21 protein-coding genes are annotated in these 21,564 nt (G+C 69.0%); 10 read left to right on the forward strand and 11 right to left on the reverse strand.

Annotation, left to right across the window (positions count from 1 at the left end; translation table 11 throughout):
- Positions 1–128 precede the first annotated feature (128 nt).
- On the reverse strand, positions 129–1,973 hold the full coding sequence (locus PGN23_RS15690) for a methyl-accepting chemotaxis protein (protein ID WP_335303963.1): 1,845 nt from the start codon (positions 1,971–1,973) through the stop codon (positions 129–131).
- Positions 1,974–2,204: 231 nt separating this feature from the next.
- On the opposite strand from PGN23_RS15690, the gene PGN23_RS15695 reads away from it, so the two are divergent.
- The 4 genes from PGN23_RS15695 to rplA all read left to right on the forward strand — a co-directional run bounded on the left by PGN23_RS15695 (position 2,205) and on the right by rplA (position 6,893).
- Entirely contained in the window at positions 2,205–3,899 is a 1,695-nt protein-coding gene (locus PGN23_RS15695) for an Hsp70 family protein (RefSeq protein ID WP_335303964.1), read from the forward strand.
- Positions 3,896–5,617: a hypothetical protein gene (locus PGN23_RS15700; protein ID WP_335303965.1), complete on the forward strand. Its 1,722-nt coding sequence runs from the start codon at positions 3,896–3,898 to the stop codon at positions 5,615–5,617. The genes PGN23_RS15695 and PGN23_RS15700 overlap by 4 nt, the downstream gene beginning before the upstream one ends.
- A 147-nt stretch (positions 5,618–5,764) precedes the next feature.
- Positions 5,765–6,196: a 50S ribosomal protein L11 gene (rplK, locus tag PGN23_RS15705; RefSeq protein WP_335303968.1), complete on the forward strand. Its 432-nt coding sequence runs from the start codon at positions 5,765–5,767 to the stop codon at positions 6,194–6,196.
- A gap of 4 nt (positions 6,197–6,200) precedes the next feature.
- The gene (rplA, locus tag PGN23_RS15710; protein WP_335303970.1) at positions 6,201–6,893 is read left to right on the forward strand and encodes a 50S ribosomal protein L1; all 693 of its coding nucleotides are present in this window, start codon (positions 6,201–6,203) and stop codon (positions 6,891–6,893) included.
- Positions 6,894–7,037: 144 nt separating this feature from the next.
- Here rplA and PGN23_RS15715 read toward each other — a convergent pair whose 3' ends face one another.
- On the reverse strand, positions 7,038–8,159 hold the full coding sequence (locus PGN23_RS15715; protein WP_335303971.1) for a citrate synthase: 1,122 nt from the start codon (positions 8,157–8,159) through the stop codon (positions 7,038–7,040).
- 76 nt (positions 8,160–8,235) lie between these two features.
- Here PGN23_RS15715 and PGN23_RS15720 point away from each other — a divergent pair, with 76 nt between their 5' ends.
- Positions 8,236–9,300, forward strand: coding sequence for a citrate synthase (locus PGN23_RS15720; protein WP_335303973.1), 1,065 nt, complete (start codon positions 8,236–8,238; stop codon positions 9,298–9,300).
- Positions 9,301–9,351: 51 nt separating this feature from the next.
- Here the strand turns inward: PGN23_RS15720 and PGN23_RS15725 are convergent, their stop codons facing one another.
- Positions 9,352–10,092, reverse strand: coding sequence for an outer membrane protein (locus tag PGN23_RS15725; RefSeq protein ID WP_335303974.1), 741 nt, complete (start codon positions 10,090–10,092; stop codon positions 9,352–9,354).
- Positions 10,093–10,245: 153 nt separating this feature from the next.
- On the opposite strand from PGN23_RS15725, the gene PGN23_RS15730 reads away from it, so the two are divergent.
- The gene (locus PGN23_RS15730; RefSeq protein ID WP_335303975.1) at positions 10,246–11,415 is read left to right on the forward strand and encodes an alpha-hydroxy-acid oxidizing protein; all 1,170 of its coding nucleotides are present in this window, start codon (positions 10,246–10,248) and stop codon (positions 11,413–11,415) included.
- Here PGN23_RS15730 and PGN23_RS15735 read toward each other — a convergent pair.
- Entirely contained in the window at positions 11,372–11,971 is a 600-nt protein-coding gene (locus tag PGN23_RS15735) for a hypothetical protein (RefSeq protein ID WP_335303976.1), read from the reverse strand. The genes PGN23_RS15730 and PGN23_RS15735 overlap by 44 nt on opposite strands.
- Positions 11,972–12,079: 108 nt before the next feature.
- On the opposite strand from PGN23_RS15735, the gene ychF reads away from it, so the two are divergent.
- On the forward strand, positions 12,080–13,180 hold the full coding sequence (gene ychF, locus PGN23_RS15740) for a redox-regulated ATPase YchF (protein ID WP_335303977.1): 1,101 nt from the start codon (positions 12,080–12,082) through the stop codon (positions 13,178–13,180).
- Between the two features lie 46 nt (positions 13,181–13,226).
- On the opposite strand, the gene PGN23_RS15745 is transcribed toward ychF, so the two are convergent.
- A complete protein-coding gene (locus PGN23_RS15745; RefSeq protein ID WP_335303978.1) occupies positions 13,227–13,487 on the reverse strand; it encodes a hypothetical protein in 261 nt (86 codons plus the stop codon).
- Positions 13,488–13,623: 136 nt separating this feature from the next.
- Between PGN23_RS15745 and PGN23_RS15750 the strand changes: the two genes are divergently transcribed.
- Both PGN23_RS15750 and PGN23_RS15755 read left to right on the forward strand, forming a co-directional pair.
- A complete protein-coding gene (locus PGN23_RS15750; RefSeq protein WP_443019791.1) occupies positions 13,624–14,967 on the forward strand; it encodes an alkaline phosphatase family protein in 1,344 nt (447 codons plus the stop codon).
- 18 nt (positions 14,968–14,985) lie between these two features.
- Entirely contained in the window at positions 14,986–15,432 is a 447-nt protein-coding gene (locus PGN23_RS15755; RefSeq protein WP_335303980.1) for a MaoC family dehydratase, read from the forward strand.
- Between the two features lie 49 nt (positions 15,433–15,481).
- Here the strand turns inward: PGN23_RS15755 and PGN23_RS15760 are convergent, their stop codons facing one another.
- The 6 genes from PGN23_RS15760 to petA all read right to left on the reverse strand — a co-directional run bounded on the left by PGN23_RS15760 (position 15,482) and on the right by petA (position 20,922).
- Positions 15,482–16,051, reverse strand: coding sequence for a hypothetical protein (locus PGN23_RS15760; RefSeq protein WP_335303981.1), 570 nt, complete (start codon positions 16,049–16,051; stop codon positions 15,482–15,484).
- 441 nt (positions 16,052–16,492) lie between these two features.
- A protein-coding gene (locus PGN23_RS15765) for an IS630 family transposase (RefSeq protein ID WP_335303982.1) occupies positions 16,493–17,441 on the reverse strand; the annotation gives its coding sequence in 2 pieces (ribosomal slippage) (positions 16,493–17,093 and positions 17,092–17,441; 951 coding nt in all).
- A gap of 79 nt (positions 17,442–17,520) precedes the next feature.
- Positions 17,521–18,051 (reverse strand): adenine phosphoribosyltransferase, encoded by a 531-nt coding sequence (locus PGN23_RS15770; protein WP_335303983.1) that lies wholly within the window; start codon positions 18,049–18,051, stop codon positions 17,521–17,523.
- A gap of 110 nt (positions 18,052–18,161) precedes the next feature.
- Positions 18,162–19,004, reverse strand: a complete 843-nt coding sequence (locus PGN23_RS15775; RefSeq protein WP_335303984.1) for a cytochrome c1 — start codon at positions 19,002–19,004, stop codon at positions 18,162–18,164.
- A 33-nt stretch (positions 19,005–19,037) separates the two neighbouring features.
- Positions 19,038–20,324: a cytochrome b gene (locus PGN23_RS15780; protein WP_335303985.1), complete on the reverse strand. Its 1,287-nt coding sequence runs from the start codon at positions 20,322–20,324 to the stop codon at positions 19,038–19,040.
- 13 nt (positions 20,325–20,337) lie between these two features.
- On the reverse strand, positions 20,338–20,922 hold the full coding sequence (gene petA / locus PGN23_RS15785; protein ID WP_335303986.1) for a ubiquinol-cytochrome c reductase iron-sulfur subunit: 585 nt from the start codon (positions 20,920–20,922) through the stop codon (positions 20,338–20,340).
- Between the two features lie 181 nt (positions 20,923–21,103).
- Here petA and PGN23_RS15790 point away from each other — a divergent pair, with 181 nt between their 5' ends.
- Complete coding sequence (locus tag PGN23_RS15790; RefSeq protein ID WP_335303987.1) at positions 21,104–21,562, forward strand: tRNA (cytidine(34)-2'-O)-methyltransferase; 459 nt, start codon at positions 21,104–21,106, stop codon at positions 21,560–21,562.
- Positions 21,563–21,564 lie beyond the last annotated feature (2 nt).

A 21,564-nucleotide genomic window follows, 5' to 3' on the forward strand; every position in this document is an offset into this window, starting at 1 on the left:
GACGGGATATGGCGGGCGCCGCGGGACGATGGTCCTGCGGCGCCCGTTTCGTTTGGGGCGGGAATGCGCAGTGCGTGCGCTTCGCGGATGTGCTCGCCGAAGGGGCAGGCGCGTCCCGAAATCCGGGGTCAGAACTCCGACCAGTCCTCCGCCAGCGCGGTGTTGCCCGCCGTGCGCGGCGCGGGCGCGGAGCGCGGGGCGAGCGCGGCGGCGGCGCGCGCCTGGAGCTGGTGGACGGGCGAGGGGCTGCGCGTCGCGCCGCCGGTGCGGCCCAGCTCGAACTTCGCGATCTCCTGCGTCATCGCCTGCGTCTCGTCGGCGAGGCTGCGTGCGGCGGCGGTGGTTTCCTCCACCATCGCGGCGTTCTGCTGCGTCACGCCGTCCATCTCCGCGACGGCGGTATTGACCTGGCTCAACCCGGTCGCCTGCTGATCCGCGGCCGACGCGATGTCGCCGACCAGCCGGCTGATCTCGCCGATCCGCCCGGTGATGCGGCCCAGCGCGTCGCCGGTCTCTGCGACCAGGCGCACGCCGACCTCGACCTGTTCGCCCGAGGCGGTGATCTTCGCCTTCACGTCCTTGGCGGCATCGGCGGAGCGCTGCGCCAGCGCGCGCACCTCGCTCGCCACCACCGCGAAGCCCTTGCCCGCATCGCCTGCGCGCGCCGCCTCGACGCCGGCGTTGAGCGCCAGAAGGTTGGTCTGGAACGCGATGCCGTCGATGACCGCGATGATCTCCGTGATCTCGGCGGACGAGCGCTCGATGCCGTTCATCGCGTCGACCGCCTTGCGCACCACGTCGCCCGATGCCTCCACGTCGCGGTGCGCCTCCACGACCACGGTGTTGGCGCGGGTCGCGTTGGCGGCGGTTTCGCGCACCGTCTCCGTGATCTCGTGCATCGCCGCGGCGGTTTCCTCCAGCGAGGCGGCCTGCTGCTCGGTGCGGCGCGACAGATCGTCGCCGGCCTGGCGGATGTCGACCGCCCCGTTCTCGATCCCGCGCGCGCTGTCGGTGATCGCGCCCAGCGTGGTCGATACGGAGGACATGGCGTTGTTGAAATCGGCCTTCAGCTTGGCGAACGGGCCGACCAGCTCGACCTCGATCCGCGCGGTCAGGTCCCCCCTGGCGAGCGAGTCCAGCCCGGAGCCGACGCTGTCGACGATCAGGCGGGTCTGCTGCTCCTTGGCCGCCTCCGCCGCCGCCAGCTGATCGCGGAACGCGACAAGCGAGCGGGCGAGCGCGCCCACCTCGTCGCGGCGATCGTCGACCGCGACATCGGCGCGCAGATCGCCCTCCGCCAGACGGCCCATCGTCGCGGTCATCGCGGTCAACGGCGTGGCGATCGCGCGGATCAGCGATACCAGCAGCGCGATCGCCAGCGCGATGACGCCCAGCGCCAGCGCGATCGAGATGTTGCGCGACCAGACGTAGGTGTCGTTCGCGGCGGCCATCGTGTCCTCCATGACCTTGACCTGGATGGCCTGCATGTCGGTCGCGGTGGCCTTCGCCGTTTCGAACAGCGGACGGCCCTCGCGAAGGCTCGCGAGCGCCTCGGCATTGCGATTGACGTGCGACAGAGCGAGGGTCGTGCGGGCGTGCGCCAGATAGGCCGTCCACTCGTCCTTGAACCGCTTCATGGTCGCGATGGCGGTCGGGTTGGTCAGCACGCGATCGAGATAGGCGATGTTGCGCGTGACGACCGCGGCCTGGACGCCCACCGCCTTCTCCGCGGCGGCGATGTCGGAGGCCTCGTCCGACAGAATGCTCGACATCATGCCGATCCGGTAGTCCGACGTCGCCGTGTTGATGGCGGCGATCGCGATCAGCTTGTCGCGGCGGTCCTGCCCCAGCTCGTTGGCGGCGGCATTCAGCCGCTGCTGGCTGATGACGGACGCCGTCGCCAGCACCACGAGCGCCGCGACCAGGACGCCGAACACGACGGCCAATTTTGCACTGATCTTGAGATTTTTCACGACATCGACCTTGAAAGACGCTCAGTCGTCGATAACGGAACTTCATTATGAATCCGTTGCGGCGAGCGCGCGCGCGGCCGCATGACGAGCGCTCGGGCGCACACGGGAACAGAACGGGACAAAACTGGTTCATTTCGACGATGTTTCGGCTTCTGGCCGTCATCACGCTTTGCCATACCGACCCTAACACACATCAGCTTCGTCAGTGGGCGAAGCGGGCCGGGGGGCAGCATGATCGTTGGCATTGATCTGGGGACGACCAATAGTGCGGTGGCGATCTGGCGCGAGGGCGCGGCGCACCTCATCCCCAACAGTCTAGGCGACTTGCTGACGCCCTCCGCGGTCAGCATGACCGACGATGGCGACGTGCTGATCGGGGCGGCGGCGCGGGACCGCCAGGCCACCCATCACAAGATGACCGCGACGGTGTTCAAGCGGTTGATGGGGACGCCGAAGCCGATCCACTTGGGGACCACTCGCTTCACCGCCGAGGACCTGTCCGCGCTGATCCTCCGCAACCTGAAGCGCGATGCCGAGCAATATTGCGGCGAGGAAGTGACCGGAGCGGTCATCACGGTGCCCGCCTATTTCAACGACCGGCAGCGCAAGGCGACACGGCGCGCGGGCGAGCTGGCGGGGCTGAACGTCGAGCGGCTCGTCAACGAACCGACTGCGGCCGCGCTGGCCTATGGCATTGCCGACCGCAGCGACCGCGAGCCGTTCCTGGTGTTCGACCTGGGCGGCGGCACGTTCGACGTATCGATCGTCGAGATCTTCGATGGCATCGTCGAGGTGCGGGCCTCGGCCGGCGACAATCGGCTGGGTGGTGAGGACTTCAACGACGCGCTGGCGCTGCTGGCGCAACAGCGGCTCGGATTGCCCGCGCCCGGGTCGATGGGGCCGCTGCGCGAGTTGATGCGCGCCGCCGCCGAGCGCACCCGCCGCGCGCTCACCCATGCCGATGCCGCGTCCTTCTCCGTCGTATGGGACGATCGCGAGTACCGCACCGACATCGCTGCGGACGAATTCGAGGCCGCCGCCGCACGCCTGGTCGAGAAGCTGCGCGAGCCGGTGCTGCGCGCGATGCGCGACAGCCGCCTGCGGATCGACGAAATCAGCGAGATCGTGCTGGTCGGCGGCGCCACGCGGATGCCCGTGGTTCGCAAGGCGGTCACGCGGATGTTCTCGCGCTTCCCCAATAGCGGGATCGACCCCGATCGCGCGATCGCGCTGGGGGCCGCGGTTCAGGCCGGGCTGAAGGCGAAGAGCGTCGATCTGGCGGAAATCCGCCTGACCGACGTCTGCCCTTTCACGCTCGGCGTCGACGTCATGGAGCAGGATCGCGCCGGTAACGTGCGCCACGGCGTGTTCGCCCCCATCATCGAGCGCAACACGATCCTGCCGACGAGCCGGTCGCACCGCTTCCAGACCGCGCATCATCATCAAAACACGGTCGCCTTCGGGATCTATCAGGGCGAATCGCGTCTCGTTTCCGCCAATGTCCAGCTGGGATCGGTCACCATCCCCGTGCCGACGCGACCCGCGGGGCAGGTCGTGGTGGACTGCCGCTTCAGCTACGACGTCAGCGGCCTGCTGGAGGTGGACGTGACCATTCCCGCGACGGGGGCGACGCACCAGCTCGTCATCTGCGACGACGAAGAGGTCGGCACGACAGACCTGGAGGAACGCCGTGCCGCCCTTGCCCTGCTGAAGGTGCACCCGCGCGATCAGGACGCGAACGTCGCGCTGCTCAGCCGTGCGGAGCGGTGCTACGAGGCGTTCATCGGCGACGCGCGCGACGATATCGGCCAGTTGATCGCGCAGTTCGAATCGACGCTGTCGACGCAGGACGAGCGTCTCATCTCCGACATGCGGCGCGAGGCGAACGACCAGCTCGACCGGCTCGAAGGTGAGCGTTTCCTGTGAGCGCCGGCCCCTGGGGGGAGCAGCAGGATGTCTGGACGATCCTCGACCTGGCCCCGACCGACGACCGCTCCGCGATCCGTCGCGCCTATGCGAAAAAGTTGCGCGCGATCGACGCGGATCATGACGCGGCAGCCTTCATGGCGCTGCGTGAGGCACGGGATGGGGCGTTGGCGCTGGCCGACGACGCCGAGGCGCTGGAGGGAGCGGACACGCTCGTCGCCGAGCGCGATCCCGGCCTGCTCGACGAGAGCGATCCGGCGCCCGAGAGCGCACCGCCGCCCTTCGACCTCGCAGCACTGCAGCGGCTTCATGCGATGCTGTTCGATCCCGCGGAGGCGCATACCGGGCCAGAGGCCATCGCCGCGCAGTTAGAGATGGTGCTGGGTGATCCATACATGGCGAACCTCGACCACGCCGTGGCCATGGAGGCGACGATCGCGGAGTGGATCGCGCAGGGGTCGCCACGCAGCGATCCGATGCTGGATCCCGCGATCGGCTATTTTCGCTGGGACCGTTTCGATGAGCTGGATCGGCCGCCGGTCGTCGACTGGATCCTGCGCCGGCGCGAGGATCGCTTGTTCGAGCTGGGGCTGCCGGTCAGGAGCGCCGGCTATACGCGGCTGCTCGAGCGGCTGCGCGGCGATCCGCCGAAACGCTGGCGAGCGCTGACCGCATGGTATCTGGGTCCGCGGATGGAGTATCTGCTCGGCTATCTCCAGACCTACCACCCGACCTCGTTCGACAGCCTGAACGACGGGGCAGTCCGTTGGTGGATGCACCGGATCGAGGCGCAGCAGTCGTGGCGTTTCCCCCTGGGATCGATCTACGAGCGGCGTCGGCGGGTGGCGTGGGCGCGGGGGATCGATGAGTTTCCTGCCGGCAATGAGTTCGCATTGTACTGGGCGATCCTCGTCGTGCCGCAGGTTTTCGTGTGGTTTCTGCTGCGAAGGCGCCACACCCAGACAGAGCGGATAGTCGGTTTCGTCTATCTTGCGGTGGTCACCGGCGCGTTTTTCCTGACCAATGCTCCCGCATCGCGATCGCAGCCGGGGCGGGCCGGCAACGATCAAACGACGATCGCCGCCGAGCCCCCATACTTCCAGAGCGTCAACGCCGATCTGGATCGTATATTGGCCAGCGCGACCGAAGGGACCGTCAACGTCGCGGCCCTCAAGGCGCGAAATCCCGCCATGTATCACCTGCTGCACGAAGAATGGAAAGCGGCGCGTCAGCAACAGACCAGCAGCGACGACTTTCGATCGGCTGCCCATCGGGGGATCTTCGCCACGTTGCGGTCCGCGCGCAAGACGGGCGACCCGAAGATCGTGCGAGACTATGCCAAATGGTACGAGTCCCAGCTTCGCTGGGCCTTGCGCGCCGATCCCCGGCAGTGCGTCGATTTCATCAAGGGACGGGCGCGCGTCGAATTGCCGCCAAGCTTTGCGAGCTATCTCGATCGCCTCGTCGGGCGCGCACTGCTGGACGGTGCGATGCCGTATCCGACGCAGAAAGATGGTCGCAAGACGTTCCGCATCGCCCCCGCGCTCTACGACGACGCCCGGGCGCGCTCGGGTCTGGACGAAAAGCGGTTCAGTCGCGCCTTGCTGTCCGAGAAGGGCACGCCCGCCGATATCTGCGTCGCCGACATCGCCCTGATCGACGCGGGTGTGGCCGATACGGGGACGAACGGGACCAAGCTGCTCCGCGACATGTTCTAGGGCGCTGCCCTTCCGGGCTTGCCCGGGCGCTCGCCATCGGCTATGCGCGCGCTCTTCCAGAGCCACAGCGACGGAAACGTGCGGGAGTCGCGGATCATGTCCGCGGCGTTCGGACCGCTAAACTTGTAACAGAGTGAGCAAGGCCACATGGCAAAGAAGATCACCGGCTATATCAAGCTGCAGGTGCCCGCGGGCGCTGCCAACCCCTCGCCCCCGATCGGCCCGGCGCTGGGTCAGCGCGGCGTGAACATCATGGAATTCTGCAAGGCGTTCAACGCGCAGACCGGCGACATGGAGAAGGGCGCCCCCCTCCCCACCGTCATCACCGTCTATGCCGACCGCTCCTTCTCCTTCGTGACGAAGACGCCGCCGGCGACCTTCCTCATCAAGAAGGCCGCGAACCTGAAGTCGGGCTCCAAGGAGCCGGGCAAGGTCTCCGCGGGCAAGATCAAGCGCTCGCAGCTGTCGGAAATCGCGCAGACCAAGATGAAGGATCTGAACGCGAACGACATCGAGGCGGCGACCAGGATCATCGAAGGCTCGGCCCGCGCGATGGGCCTCGAAGTGGTGGAGGGCTGAGATCATGGCGAAGCTGACCAAGAAGCAGAAGGCCGTCACGATCGATCGTGAGAAGCTGCACGGCGTCGACGAGGCGATCGCGCTGGCGAAGTCGGGGGCGACCTCGAAGTTCGACGAGACGATCGAGGTCGCGCTGAACCTGGGCGTCGACCCGCGTCACGCCGACCAGATGGTCCGCGGCGTCGTCACGCTGCCGGCCGGCACCGGCAAGACGGTGCGCGTGGGCGTCTTCGCGCGCGGTGCGAAGGCCGAGGAGGCGCTGGCCGCCGGGGCCGACGTCGTCGGTGCCGAGGACCTGATGGAGACGATCCAGGGCGGCACGATCGACTTCGATCGCTGCATCGCGACCCCGGACATGATGGGCATCGTCGGCCGGCTGGGCAAGGTGCTGGGTCCCAAGGGCCTGATGCCGAACCCGAAGCTGGGCACCGTGACGATGAACGTCGCGGAAGCGGTCAAGGCGGCCAAGGGCGGCCAGGTCGAGTATCGCGTCGAGAAGGCCGGCATCATCCACTCCGGCATCGGCAAGGCGTCGTTCGCGCAGGAAGACCTGCGTCGCAACTTCGACGCGCTGGTCGATGCGGTGGTGAAGGCCAAGCCGTCGGGCGCCAAGGGCAAGTACGTCCGCAAGATCGCGGTGTCCTCGACGATGGGCGCGGGCATCAAGGTCGACGTGGCGGAAGTGTCCGCGGCCTGATCCGCACGCGGATAGCGCTTGCTATCCGCCAGACGGACAGGCGCGACCGGCGCGGCACCGCCGCGACCGACGAGGGACCGGATTCACTCCGGTCCCGGGCCAGAGAAAAGACGGGGCCGGCGGATCACTCCGCCGGCCCCTTTCTCATTCCCGCACCCGCGCCCCGGCATACCGCGCGCGCGGGCGGATGATCGCGTCATGCATCGCCTGCTCCATGACGTGCGCGGCCCAGCCGATGCTCCGCCCCAGCGCGAACAGGCGGAAGCTCGCATCCTCCGGCAGCGCCAGCGCGCGCGTCATCGCCAGCAGCGCGAAATCGACATTGGGTGCGCCGTCGCACGCCTCCGCCGCGGCATCGCACAGCGCGGCCAGTGCCGGGTCGAGCGCGATCCCGTCCAGCAGCGCCGCGGCGCGCGGGTCGCCCAGCGGATAGAGCGGGTGGCCGAAGCCGGGCAGGACGCGGTGATCCGCCAGCCAGCGCGCGACCGCTGCGCCCGCGCCGCGCGCGTCCGCCTCCTGCGCCAGCGCCGCGGTTGCCGCACCGGCGCGGCCATGACGCGGGCCGGACAGCGCCGACAGGCCGGCGAGCAGGCATGCGGCCATCGGCGCGCCGGTCGATGCCGCCACCCGCGCGGCGAAGGTAGAGGCGTTGAGTTCGTGATCCGCCAGCAGCACGAGCGCGCGGCGGACGACATCGGCGGCGGACGGGTCCAGCCCCCAGCCGCGCGCCAGCCGCCGGTGGAGCGGCCCCTCGCCCGAGGCCCCCAATGCCCCGCCCAGCGCGGCGATGGCGGCCGCGGCGTCCGTGCAGCGACGTTCGTGCGACCGGCCCGGCAGCGCGCGCGCGGTGCCGACCAGCGCGGCGAGCGCGACGAACGGATCGAGCGCCGCCGCGCCGGGCGGCAACGCCGGGATCGCGTCCCCCTGCCACAGCAGCCGCGCGACATCCTCCACGGGCGCGGTTGCGGCCAACGTCGTCGCGTCCTGCCCGCGATAGATCAGGCGGCCGTGGACGACGGTGGAGATGGCGGTGTCGATCACCGGCTCGCCCCAGGCGATGGTGCTGGCCGCGATGGCGGCGGGGCGACGGCCCCGCGCGCGCCGCTGCGTCAGTGCGGCGATATCGTCGCTGCGATACTGGCTGCGGCGCGGATCGGCGGGATCGGCACGGCGCGCGATCATCCCGCGGCTGACATAGGCGTAGAGCGTCTGCGCTGCGACGCCGAGTTCGCGCAGCGCCTGTTCGCGGGAGTACCAATCGTCCATTGATCGGTCGTATCAAGATTGATCCATATCCGCACCCTCCGCATCCTTGCTGCACGGCACAATGATGGAGGAAGCGATGGCGATCGGTCTGGACGACGTGGTGGCGGCGGAGACGATGTTGTCGGACGTCGACGGTGCCCGCGGGCAGCTGGTGATCCGCGGCCACCGGCTCGACGAGCTCGCAGGGCGGGCGTCGTTCGAGCAGGTGACGGCTTTGTTGTTCGACGGACTGATCCCCCTGCCCGCCGCCATGCCCGCGGCCATGGGGGCGGCGCGGGGCGAGGTCTTCGCGTGCACGCGGCCGCTCCTGCCGCTGCTGGCGGACCTGCCGGTCTATGACGCGATGCGCGCGGCCGTGGCGCTGCTGGCCGACGGGACGGAGACGGAGGATGCGCTGATGCTGGTCGCCGCGCCGGGGGTGCTGATCCCCGCGCTGCTGCGACAGGCCGAAGGCCGGGACATGATCGCGCCAGATCCGACGCTGGGGCATGCCGCCGATGCGGTACGGATGCTGGGGCTCGGCCGCGACGCCGCGCGCGCCGCGGCGCTCGATACCTACCTCGTCACCGTCAGCGACCATGGACTGAACGCCTCTACCTTCGCCGCGCGGGTCGTCGCCTCCACCGCTGCGGGGCTGACCTCCGCCGTGCTGGCGGGGCTCGGCGCGCTGAAGGGGCCGCTGCACGGCGGTGCGCCGGGGCCGGTGCTCGACATGCTCGACGCGATCGCGGCGGCGGGGGATGCGCGCGCGTGGCTGAGCCGGGCGGTGGCGCGGGGCGAACGGCTGATGGGGTTCGGGCATCGCATCTACCGCGTGCGCGATCCGCGCGCCGACGCGCTGAAGGCCGCGGTGGCGCTACTGCCGCAGACCGCGGGGCGGCTGGCCGAGGCGCAGGCGGTGGAGGCGGTCGCGCTCGACGTGCTGCGCGCGCATCGGCCCGGGCGCGTGCTGGAGACGAACGTCGAATTCTATACCGCGCTGCTGCTGGAGGCGGTGGGCTTCCCGCGCGAGGCGTTCACCGGCGTGTTCGCGATGGGGCGCGTGGCGGGGTGGGTCGCGCATGCGCGCGAGCAGGCGCTGACCGGGCGGCTGATCCGGCCGCAGTCGCGATATGTGGCGCACCCGCCGGTCGCGGCGTGAGCGAACGGTTGCCGCCCCCGGCGCGCGCCGGGGACGGCCGTGCGTCATCGATCAGAAGCGGAAGCGCAGGCCCGCCGAGAAGGTGTCGGTCTTCACCTTGCCGACGATGACCCCGGCGCCGTCGTCGTCGATCGTCGCGCCATTGGTCTGGCGGCGGCGATAGTCTGCGGTCAGCGCGATCGACGGGTTGATGTCGACCGACACGCCCGCGCCCAGCTGCCAGGCGAAGCGCGCCTTGCCCTCGCCGCCCAGCTCGTAGCCGCCGATGCCCGCACCGCCGCCGACGTACGGCGTCACGACCGAGCCGGTCGGAATGTCGAGCCACACATTGGCCAGCGCGCTCAGCTGGCGCAAATGGTCGCCGTCGAAGGCGAAGGTGTTGCCGCTACCCGCGCAGGACGTGGTTTCCAGATAGTCGCACACGTCCTGGCGGATCGCCGGGGTGATCGTGACCGCCTGGTTGTTGATCGAGCGGAGCGTGAACTGCCGGGTGCGGTTGCGCGCATAGTCGACCTGCACGTCGGCGCGGATCATGCCGAAGTCGTAGCCGACGGTGCCGCCGAACGCGAACGCGCTCTTCAGGTCGACGTCGAACGCGGCGGTGTCGCGCGATCCGGTGCCGCCGAAGGTGCCGCCGGCGTCGAAATAGGTCGCATCGACGTTCTTCACCGACGCGACGCCGCCGCGCAGCTCGACATAGGCGCCGCGGACGTCGGACGCGTCCTGCGCCGCCGCGGTGGCCGCCACCAGCATCGTCGCGGCCGCCGCGGCCGTGCAGATCAGCTTCTTCATTATCGTTACCCCTTGCTTATCCACGATTCTTCGTCGTGCGGCGACGGGAGTTAGCGCGGTGGGCGAATTTGGACATACACCGTCCGGAGTATGCCGCGCTGCCTCGACAAGCGCCGGGCGCGACGCCACTCTGTGGACGACGGGAGAGACGACATGCCGCATTACGGCGACTTGCAGAACGCGATCTACGGCGCCGGACTGACGGGCGTGCAGCCGACCTGGCCGGTGGATTTCGCCACGCTGAAGGCGCGCGCGGAGGCGGCGATGCCGCCCAGCGTGCTCAACTACGTCCAGGGCGGATGCGGCGACGAAGGGACGCAGGACGAGAATGCGCGTGCGTTCCGCCACTGGGGCATGGTGCCGCGGATGATGGTGGATTGTACGCAGCGCGACCTGTCGACGACGCTGTTCGGGCGTACCCTGCCCAGCCCGCTGTTCATGGCGCCGATCGGGGTGACGGGGATCGTGACGCAGGACCAGCACGGCGACGTGGCGGCGGCGCGCGCCTCGGCGATGACGGGGGTGCCGCTGACCGCCTCGACGCTGTCGAACGATCCGCTGGAGGAGGTGAAGCGCGCGTGCGGCGATACGCCGGCGATGTTCCAGCTCTATACCCCGCGCGATCCGGACGTCGCCGCCAGCCTGGTGTCGCGCGCGGAGGCGGCGGGCTATGACGCGATCGTCGTCACGCTCGACACCTGGGTGACGGGGTGGCGCCCGCGCGACCTGAACGTGTCCAACTTTCCGCAGCTGCGCGGGCATGTGCTGACCAATTATTTCACCGACCCCGTCTTCCGCAAGCTGCTGGCCAGGCCGCCGGAGGAGGACCTGCGCACCGCGATCGGCACCTGGGGCGCGACCTTCGGCAAGGTGCTGACGTGGGACGACATGGCGTGGCTGCGCTCGCTCACCAGGCTGCCGATCGTGCTGAAGGGCATCTGCCACCCCGACGATGCGCGGCGCGCGATCGATCACGGGGCGGACGCGATCTATGTCTCCAACCACGGCGGGCGGCAGGCGAACGGCGGCATCGCGGCGATCGACATGCTGCCCGCGGTCGCCGCGGCGGTGGCGCGCCGCGTGCCGGTGCTGTTCGACAGCGGCATCCGCTCCGGCACCGACGTGGTGAAGGCGGTGGCGCTGGGGGCGGACATGGTGGGCGTCGGGCGGCCGTACAGCTACGGGCTGGCGCTGGGCGGCGCGGAGGGCTGCGCGCACGTGCTGCGCTGCCTGCTGGCGGAGGCGGACCTGCTGATGGCGGTCAACGGGATGCCGACGCTCAAGGCGGTACGCGAGGCGGGGGTGGTGCGGACGGATCGGTGAGGTCGACCTCCTCACATTCGAGCGACGGGTAGCGCCGCTCGCGCACGACACGAACGGTATCGATCGACGCCCGGAGTTCGATGGCGACCGGCTGCGGCATAGCGCCCGCCCGGGCGTAGCGCGCCAGCGTGATATGGGCGCGATCGTAGGTCGGGGCAATTTCGTCCGCAGCCGCCATCACCTCGCCCAATCGGCGACGGACGTCGACCAGCAGCATCGGCAGGTCGTGCGTCGACACGATCAAGGCATGGTGCGTGAAGATGGCATCATGGAAGACGAGCGAAAAGGCCGGCAGGAGTGGACGCTTCATGCGCCATGCGGTAGCGATCCGTTGCCAACGGGCGTCCCTGCCCTCAATCGACGCAAACGCCGGCAGCATGGTCATGACCGACAGATGCAAGGCCGCTGGTGGAATCAGCCGCAACGGCACGTCAGAACGTGCAGCCAGCCGACGCTGGAGCGCCAATAGGGCATCGACCGACGCCGGATCCGGACGCCCCTGAACGTGATAGCCGGTGCAGCGACATCCCCAGCGTTCGTCCACCTCCAACATCATGTGCCTCGCCATGCCGTCCGGGGAATGCCGGATACGCATAGCCTAGCGTTCTTCGTCCAGCTGGCCTATCCGGCGCGCTTTCCCACCTCCTTCTGACAGGTTTTCCCCATGGGTTTCCGCTGCGGCATCGTGGGCCTGCCCAACGTCGGCAAGTCCACCCTCTTCAACGCGCTGACCGAGACGGCCGCGGCGCAGGCGGCCAATTATCCGTTCTGCACGATCGAGCCGAACGTCGGCAACGTGGGCGTGCCCGACCCGCGGCTGGCCAGGCTGGCGGAGATCGCGGGCTCGGCGAAGATCATCGAGACGCAGCTCGGCTTCGTCGACATCGCCGGGCTGGTGCGCGGCGCCAGCAAGGGCGAGGGACTGGGCAACCAGTTCCTGGGCAATATCCGCGAGGTGGACGCGATCGTCCACGTGCTGCGCTGCTTCGAGAACGACGACATCCAGCACGTCGACAACCGCGTCGATCCGATCGCGGACGCCGAAACGGTCGAGACCGAGCTGATGCTGTCCGACCTCGACAGCCTGGAGAAGCGCGTCCCCAACCTCGCCAAGAAGGGGCAGCAGGGCGACAAGGAGGCGAAGCTGGCCGCGGTGGTGCTGGGCCGCGCGCTCGACCTTCTGCGCGACGGCAAGCCCGCGCGGCTGACGCCGGTCGGCGACGCGGAGGAGAAGCGCGTGCTGGACCAGGCACAGCTGCTGACCGCCAAGCCCGTCCTGTACGTCTGCAACGTGAACGAGGAGGATGCCGCGAACGGCAATGCGCTGTCGCAGAAGGTGTTCGACAAGGCCGCAGCCGAGGGCGCGCAGGCGGTGGTCGTCTCCGCCGCGATCGAGGCGGAGATCGCCACCATGCCCGCGGAGGACCGCGGCGAGTTCCTGGCCGAGCTGGGGCTGGACGAAACCGGCCTCGCCCGCGTCATCCGCGCCGGATATGCGCTGCTCCACCTGCTGACCTTCTTCACGGTCGGGCCGAAGGAGGCGCGGGCCTGGACGGTCGAGGCGGGATCGAAGGCACCGCAGGCGGCGGGTGCGATCCACTCCGACTTCGAGCGCGGCTTCATCCGCGCCGAGACGATCGCGTTCGACGATTACGTCGCCTGCAAGGGTGAGGCCGGCGCGCGCGACGCGGGCAAGCTGCGGCAGGAGGGCAAGGAATATGTCGTCCACGATGGCGACGTGATGCTGTTCCGCTTCAACGTGTAACGACGTTCCCGCTACGGCGGGGCACGGGCGTCGCGCGCGCGGCCGGCTATTTCTTCGCTGCGCCCACGAGCGGCTGGTCGAGAAGATTGCCGTAGGGCGCCTGCGTCGGCGCATCGCCGTCCGGGCGCGGCTCCAGCCACGACGCCTCGTTGCCGGGCGCGGGGCTGACCTGCATCACCGGGGTGCGCGGCGGCGGTAGCGTCGAGGCCGGCGTCGGGCGGGCCGCGACCTCGTTGCCGGTGCCCTCCCCGCGCCCACAGGCCGCGAGCAGCAGCAGCGATATCGCGGCGGGGACGAGCTTCGACATGGCGGATCAAAGCGCGACCCGCCCCGTGCGTTCCCACCTTGCGGTCCCGGAGCTTTCCCGCCGGGCGGGATCGGGACTTTCCCGCCGCGCGGGATCGGGACTTTCCCGCGCCATGTCAGCGGCGTAAGCGCGTGGCATGACATTGCCGTCTGCCGCGCCCCTCGCGGGCCTCGCCGCCGCCCTCGCGCTCCTGTCGGGATGCGCCTACCCTTATACTCCCCCCGCATTGTCGCCGGTGACTGAGGCTGCGCCCGCCGCCGCCACGGGCGTCGCGTCGCGCAGCGGTCCGCCGGTGGAGCTGCGGGCGCCGGTGACGATCCTGGTGTCGATCGACGGCTTCCGTCCCGATTATCTCGACCGCGGCGTCACGCCGAACCTGTCGCGGCTGGCGGCGGACGGGGTGAGCGGGCCGATGCGCCCCTCCTTCCCGTCCAAGACCTTCCCCAACCACTGGACCATCGTGACCGGCAAGGTGCCCGATCATCACGGCATCACCGCCAACAACATGAACGACCCCGCGCGCCCGAACGAGGCGTTCACGATGGCGAGCGACGACCCCTTCTGGTGGAATGCCGCCGAGCCGATCTGGGTCACCGCCGAGAAGGCGGGCATCCGCACCGCGACGATGTTCTGGCCCGGCAGCAACGTCGGCTGGGGCGGCACGCGCGCGAGCGAATGGCCGCACGTCATCACCGGGGCGACGCGCCCCTCCGACTGGCAGCAATATAACGAGGACCTGACCGGCGAGCAGCGCGTCGCCGCGGTGATCGACTGGCTGCGGCGCCCGGCGGCGACGCGCCCGCGCTTCGTCACGCTGTATTTCGATGCGGTGGACACCGCGGGGCATCAATATGGCCCCGGCGATCCGCGCACGACCCGCGCGGTGGCGGGGGTGGATGCGCAGATCGGCGCGCTGACCCGCGGTCTGGTGGAACTGGGGCAGCCCGCCAACCTCGTCATCGTCGCGGATCATGGCATGGCGGCGACCTCGTCCGCGCGGACGATCGCGCTCGACACCATCGTGCCGCCCGCCGATGCGCGCATCGTGGAGGCCGGCCCCTATGCCACGCTGGAGCCCGCGCCCGGGCGGGAGGCCGCGGTGGCGGCGGCGCTGCTGCGCCCCCACCCGCACATGACCTGCTGGCGCAAGGGGCAGATCCCGGCGCGCTTCCGCTACGGTACCAACCCGCGCATCCCGCCGTTCCTGTGCCTGGCGCAGGACGCGCCGGACGGCGCCTGGGTGATCGCCAAGACCGCGCCGAGGAAGGCGGAGACCGGCGGCAACCACGGGTTCGACAACGACGCCGCGGACATGCGCGCGCTGTTCATCGCGAACGGACCCGCCTTCGTCGCTGGGCGCCGCATCGGCGTGTTCGACAATACCGATGTCGCGCCGCTGCTCCGCGACCTGCTGGGCCTGCCCGCGGGAACCGGGCTGGACGGCGACGACCGCGTGTTCCGCACGGTACTGACAAGATAACGACAAGGGACGGGGAAGATGCAATATTTCGAGGATCTGGCGGTCGGCCATGTCGCGTGCTTCGGCCATTACGAGGTCACCCGCGACGAGGTGATCGCCTTCGCCGGCGCCTATGATCCGCAGCCGTTCCATCTGTCCGACGAGGCCGCGGCGAAGACGCATTTCGGGCGGCTGTCGGCGAGCGGGTGGCATACCTGCGCGATGGTGATGGCGATGCTGGTGGAGAATTTGAAGAAGCACCGTCAGGCGGGGCTGGGATCGCCGGGTGTGGACGAACTGCGCTGGCTGAAGCCGGTCTATCCCGGGGATACGCTGCGCGTCGAAACCGAGGTGCTGGAAAAGCGCGTGTCGCAGTCGCGGCCGGAGATGGGGCTCTACAAGAGCCGGATCATGGTCTTCAACCAGGACGATGTCGCGGTCCTGTCGATGATCTCCAACGGGATGATCGCCTGCCGTCCGGCGTGATGCACCCCGTCATGCCGGCATCCGTCCGGCATGACGGGTCTGCGCGCCGTTATCGATTGCGGCGGGGACGGAACGCGCGATCGGGACGCGGGGTGCGATAGCCCTCGGCGCGGTTCGCGCGGCGCAGGTCGCGATAATCCTGGCGGACGTCGCGGCGATATTCGCGCGCCGCGTCGCGCCGCCCGTCGCGAAACTGGTCGCGGGTGATGGCCCCGGCGCGATAGGCCTCGCGCTGGGCGCGGACATCGCCGCGATAGTCCCGCCGCTCGCGCCGCACGTCGCGGCCGAAATCCTGCCAGTTGGCGCGCACATCGCGGTTGCCCCAGCTTCCGCGCCGGCCCTGCCAGTAACGTTGCTGGTCGCCGTTCCAGCGATACGGGCGGCGGTATCGATCATAAACCACGACGCCGGTGCCGGGGTAATAATAGTCGCCGTACCAGCCGTAATAGCTCGGCACCCCGGCGAACCCGATCCCGCCGCCGCCATAATATGGGTCGCCGTAATAGCCGGCACTGCCATAGCCGACGTTGACGCCGCTATACCCGTAGCCGTCGGTGCACGCCGTCGTCGCCAGTACCAGGCCGCCCAGGCCCAGCATCGCCCATCGCTTGAGGAACATCGCCACTCTCCCATACGCCGGAGGAACGGCGGCGGATACGCACCGCCGGTACAAGGCGAACGACGGGCGGGTGGGGAGGTTCCGGCAGGCAGCCGCGACAGCCGGCACCCTCAGGCAGGACCCCGGGGCAGGACGAGACCTCTGCGAAAGTCGTGGATCGCCCGACAATGTCGCCGTTCCCCGGCGAAGGCGAGACCTTTGTAAAAGGCTACACCGTGCTCCTGCGCAGGCAGGAGCCCAGAGTTACAGGTCCCATAAGGCGTTGTTCTGCTGGGCTCTGGGCTCCTGCCTGCGCAGGAGCACGGCGTGGGCTCGGTGCTGTTGCACCTGTTTTGCAAAGGTCCCGCTTTCGCCGGGGAACAAGGAACTGAGTTTCGCAGAGGTCTCGGCAGGACCGGGGTCCGACGCGGTCGTCCGGAAGGCGTTGGCTAGAGCCGTTTGTCATCTGACGGGCTCATAGCCTGCGTGGCGAAGGTAGTTGGCGCATTCGGCGGGCGGGAAGTCGTCGAGAAGGCGGCCGATGCGGTTCCACAGGCCATCTCGGGTTCGCTCGCCGGCGCGACGGAGCAGGCCCTTGAGCTTGGCGAAGACCTGCTCGATCGGGTTGAGGTCGGGCGAGTAAGGGGGCAGGAACAGGAGCGTGGCGCCGGCGGCTTCGGCCAGGGCGGCGGCCTCGACGCCCTTGTGGCTGGACAGGTTGTCGAGGATGACGATGTCGCCGGGCGTCAGCTCGGGCAGGAGATACTGGCGGACATACTGGGTGAAGATGGCCCGGTTCATCGGCTGGTCGACGACGAAGGGGGCGACGATGCCGTTGCTGGTGAGGCCGGCGAGGAAGGTCGTCACTTTCCAGTGTCCGGCCGGTGCGTAGCCCCTGACCCGCTCTCCGCGCGGTGCACGGCCGTAGCGGCGCACCATGTTGGTGGTGACGCCGGTCTCGTCGAGGAAAATCAGTCGCCCCGCGTCCAGTCGCGGCTGCATCGCGCGCCAGGCCTCGCGACGCTCGGCGACATCAGGCCGGAGTTGCTCGCTGGCGTGAACGCTTTTTTTTGAAGCTGATCCCGCGCCGCGTGAAGAACCGGCTCAGCATGCCCGCGTCCGCCTTGACGCCGTGCTCGCCGAGCAGCCGCTGACCCACCTGGGCCAGCGTCAGGTCGTTCTCCGCTGCGATCAGCGCCAAAAGCCAGCCCTCGTGCAGGGGCAGCCGCGACCGGCGATCGCCACCCTGCGCCCGCGGACCGCGCCGGCCCGCCCTCAGCGCCGCCAGCCAGCGCACCGCCGTCGCCTCCCCGATCCGATATCGCCGCGCCGCCTCCCGACGCGACAGCCCCTCCTGTTCAACCGCCGCGATCACGCGATCACGCAGGTCCTGCGAATACGCTCTCGTCATCCAGGCCAGCCTCCAACTCCAGCCAGCAGGTTGAATCAGAACACAACGCTCTTGTGAATCCCTCAGATCGCAAGCGGCTCTAATGCCCCTCGAACGCCGTCAGCGCGTCGACCGCGATGCCGTCGCCGCGCAGCAGGTCGGCACCGCCCAGATCGGGCAGGTCGACCAGGAACTGCGCCTGCGTCACCACCGCGCCCGCCTTGCGCAACAGGCGAACCGCGGCGCGCGCGGTGCCGCCGGTGGCGATCAGGTCGTCGACCAGCAGGACGCGCGCACCCGGCGCCAGCGCATCGGCGTGCATCGCGATCCGGTCGGTGCCGTATTCCAGCGCATAATCCTCCGCGATCGTCGCGCCGGGCAGCTTGCCGTCCTTGCGGATCAGCAGCACCCCGGCGCCGAGCGGGACCGCGAGCGCGGCCGCGAACAGGAAGCCGCGTGCCTCGATCCCCGCGACCAGATCGACCGGCGCGTGCGTCGCCGCCACCATCCGCTCGACCGCGGTCGCCAGTCCCTGCGGCGACAACAGCAACGTGGTGATGTCGCGGAACTGGATGCCGGGCTTGGGGAAGTCCGGGATGGTGCGGATCAGCGCCTTCAGGTCGTCGTTCATGCGCGCTGGCGTACACGAAAACGGCGACCGGGACAGGGTCCTGGTCGCCGTTCGTTTCATGCCGGAAGGGCGTTGGGTCCCGTCGTGCGCTGCACGGCGGGGCCGCCCGCTCAATGCTTCACGTTGCGCCAGACGTTCTGATAGGCGCCCCAGGTCAGATAGACGAAGATCAGCAGGAAGATCACCGCCGCGAACCCGGCCGCGTGACGCGCCTCCAGATTGGGCTCCGCGGTCCAGGTCAGGAAGGCGGCGACGTCGCGCGCCATCTGATCCTTGGTCGCCTTCGTCCCGTCGCTATAGGTCACCTGACCGTCCGACGTGAGCGGCGGCGGCATCGCGATGTTGAGGTTCGCGAAATACGGGTTGTAGTGCAGGCCGTTGGGCGTCTTCACGTCCGGGAACTTGCGCAGCAGCTCCGCCGGCTGGTTGCGATAGCCCGTGATGAGCGCGTGGACGTAGTTCGCGCCGTCCTCCCGCGCCTTGGTCATCAGCGACAGGTCGGGCGGCAGCGCGTTGTTGTTCGCGGCGCGCGCGGCGACGTCGTTGGCGAAGGGCAGCGGGAAACGATCCGACGGCAGGTTCTTGCGCGTCGCCGCCTCGCCCGTCTCCGGGTTCACCGACGGCTGCTCGATCACCCACTGGCTGGCGATCGCCTTCACCTCGGGCTCGGAATAGCCGATCTGTTGCAGGTCGCGGAAGGACACGTACTTCAGCGAGTGGCAGGCGGCGCAGACTTCCTTGTACACCTGGAAGCCGCGCTGCAGCTGCTGGCGGTCGAACTTGCCGAAGAAGCCATTCGACGACAGCCCGATGTTCTCGGGATGCAGGTGGAACTCATGCTCCGCGGATTCGGGCGCCGGATTCTGGATCGCGTCCTTCGCGGTGAAGAACAGCGCCAGCGCGAGGACGAAGACGAACCCCGCACCGATCACCAGTGAAATGAGACGAGCCATTGTTCTATCAGTCCCCTATTCGTCTCGTTTCGCTCAGTGCGCCAGCGCGGTCTGCGCGGGGCTGGTGCCACCGTGCTTCGCCAGCACCGCATCGGTGATCGAATTCGGCAGCGCGCGCGGGCGCTCCGATGCCGACACCAGCGGCAGGATGATGAGGAAGTGCGCGAAATAATAGGCCGCCGCGATCTGCCCGATCATCACGTTGCGCGCGGTCGCCTCCGCCCCGCCGACATAGCCCAGCACCACCACGTCGACCAGCAGCACCGCCAGGAACCAGCGGTAGGTCGGGCGATAATTGGCCGAGCGGACCGGCGAATTGTCGAGCCACGGCAGGAAGAACAGCAGCAGGATCGAGCCGAACATCGCCAGCACGCCCCACAGCTTCGCGGGCAGGATGAAGTCCGCGGTGAAGCTCTTCAGGATCGCGTAGAACGGCAGGAAGTACCATTCCGGCACGATGTGCGCGGGCGTCGAGAGTGGGTTCGCCTCGATGTAATTGTCCGGATGGCCCAGCAGGTTCGGCGAGAAGAAGATCAGCAGCGCGAACACCAGGAAGAACACCGCGACGCCGACGCCGTCCTTGGCCGTGTAATACGGATGGAACGGCACCGTGTCCTGCTCGCCCTTCACGTCCACCCCGGTCGGGTTGTTCGAGCCGGGGATGTGGAGCGCCCAGATGTGCAGGATGATGACGCCCGCGATCACGAACGGCAGCAGGTAGTGGAGCGAGAAGAAGCGGTTGAGCGCGGCATTGTCCGGCGCGAACCCGCCCAGCAGCCACACGCGGATGGTGTCGCCGACCAGCGGGATGGCCGAGAAGAAGCCGGTGATGACCTGCGCGCCCCAGAAGCTCATCTGGCCCCACGGCAGCACGTAGCCCATGAACGCGGTCGCCATCATCAGCAGGAAGATGACCACGCCCAGCAGCCACACCATCTCGCGCGGCGCCTTGTACGAGCCGTAGTAGAGGCCGCGGCCGATGTGGATATAGACGACCAGCAGGAACATCGACGCGCCGTTGGCGTGCGCATAGCGCAGGAACCAGCCGGCGTTCACGTCGCGCATGATGCTCTCGACCGAGCCGAAGGCGACGCCCGCATTGGCGGCGAAATGCATCGCCAGCACGACGCCGGTGACGATCTGGCACACCAGCGCGAGCCCGGCGAGCACGCCGAAGTTCCAGAAATAGTTGAGGTTGCGCGGCACCGGATAGCCCGCGCCGATGGCGTTGTAGACGAGGCGCGGCAGCGGCAGCTTCTCGTCCATCCACCGCATCAGCGGCTGCTTCGGCTCATAATGCTTGGCCCAGGGAAAGCTCACGTCTCTATCTCCCTCAGCCGACCGTCACGACGGTGTCGGAATTGAAGTTGTATTCGGGAACGACCAGGTTCTTGGGCGCCGGCCCCTGGCGGATGCGCGCGGCGGTGTCGTAGGCCGAACCGTGGCACGGGCAGAAATAGCCGCCGAACGGGCCCTTGTTCTCACCCTCGCCCGCGCCCAGCGGCACGCAGCCCAGGTGGGTGCAGACGCCGAGCGTGATGAGCCAGTTCTTCTTGCCCGCCTTGGTGCGCTGCTCCAGCGTCTCGGGATCGCGCAGCGACCCCACGGGAACCGCATCCGCCTCCGCGATCTCCTTGGGCGTCAGGTTGCGGACGAACAGCGGCTGCTTGCGGAAGCTCGCCTTGATCGCCTGGCCGGGCTGGATCTTCGAGATGTCGATCTCGGTCGTCGACAGCGCCAGCACGTCGGCGGACGGGTTCATCTGGTTGATGAGCGGCAGCACGATCGCGACCGCGCCGACCCCCGCGAAGGACACCGCGGCGATGTTGATGAAGTCGCGGCGACGCGGATCGTGCGGTTCCTCGTGATAGGGCGCGGGATTCTCGCCCGGGGGAATCGTATTCTCTGCCGTCGCCATTCGCGTCAAACCTCTACCCGTTCCCATGAGCGCCGGGGTGGTGCCGATGCCGCAATGACATGAAGGCCCCCGCCGCAAGCCAGCCCGTCCCCACGGCGGCTCCGCGGCCTGATAGCCGTGCGATTGCGCCTTTGCCAATCCCATTTTGCGTGAGGCAGCCGAGCGGGTAGTGGCACGGCGCATGCGGATCGCCCTCTATCAGCCCGATATCGCCGGCAATGTCGGCACCCTGTTGCGGCTCGGCGCGTGCATGGGGGTGGCGATCGACCTGATCGAGCCGATGGGATTCGCGTGGAGCGAACGCGCGCTGGCTCGCGCCGGCATGGACTATGCCGCGCTGGTCGACGTGACGCGGCATGCCGACTGGGACGCGTTCCTGGCGAGCACGCGCGGGCGAATCGTGCTGGGCACCACGACGGGGGCGATCCCCCTGCCCCGGGCCCGGTTCCTGGCCGACGACGTGCTGCTGCTGGGCAGCGAGGGCGCGGGCGTACCGGGCGACGTTCACGCGCGCGCCGACCTGCGCGTCCGCGTGCCGATGCGCGACGGGCTGCGCTCGCTCAACGTGGCGGTCGCGGGGGCGATCCTGCTGGGGGAGGCGATGCGGCAGACGGGTCTGTGGGACGATCTGACCGATTGACC

Source organism: Sphingomonas adhaesiva, from assembly GCF_036946125.1.
In the GTDB taxonomy this organism is placed as follows: domain Bacteria; phylum Pseudomonadota; class Alphaproteobacteria; order Sphingomonadales; family Sphingomonadaceae; genus Sphingomonas; species Sphingomonas adhaesiva_A.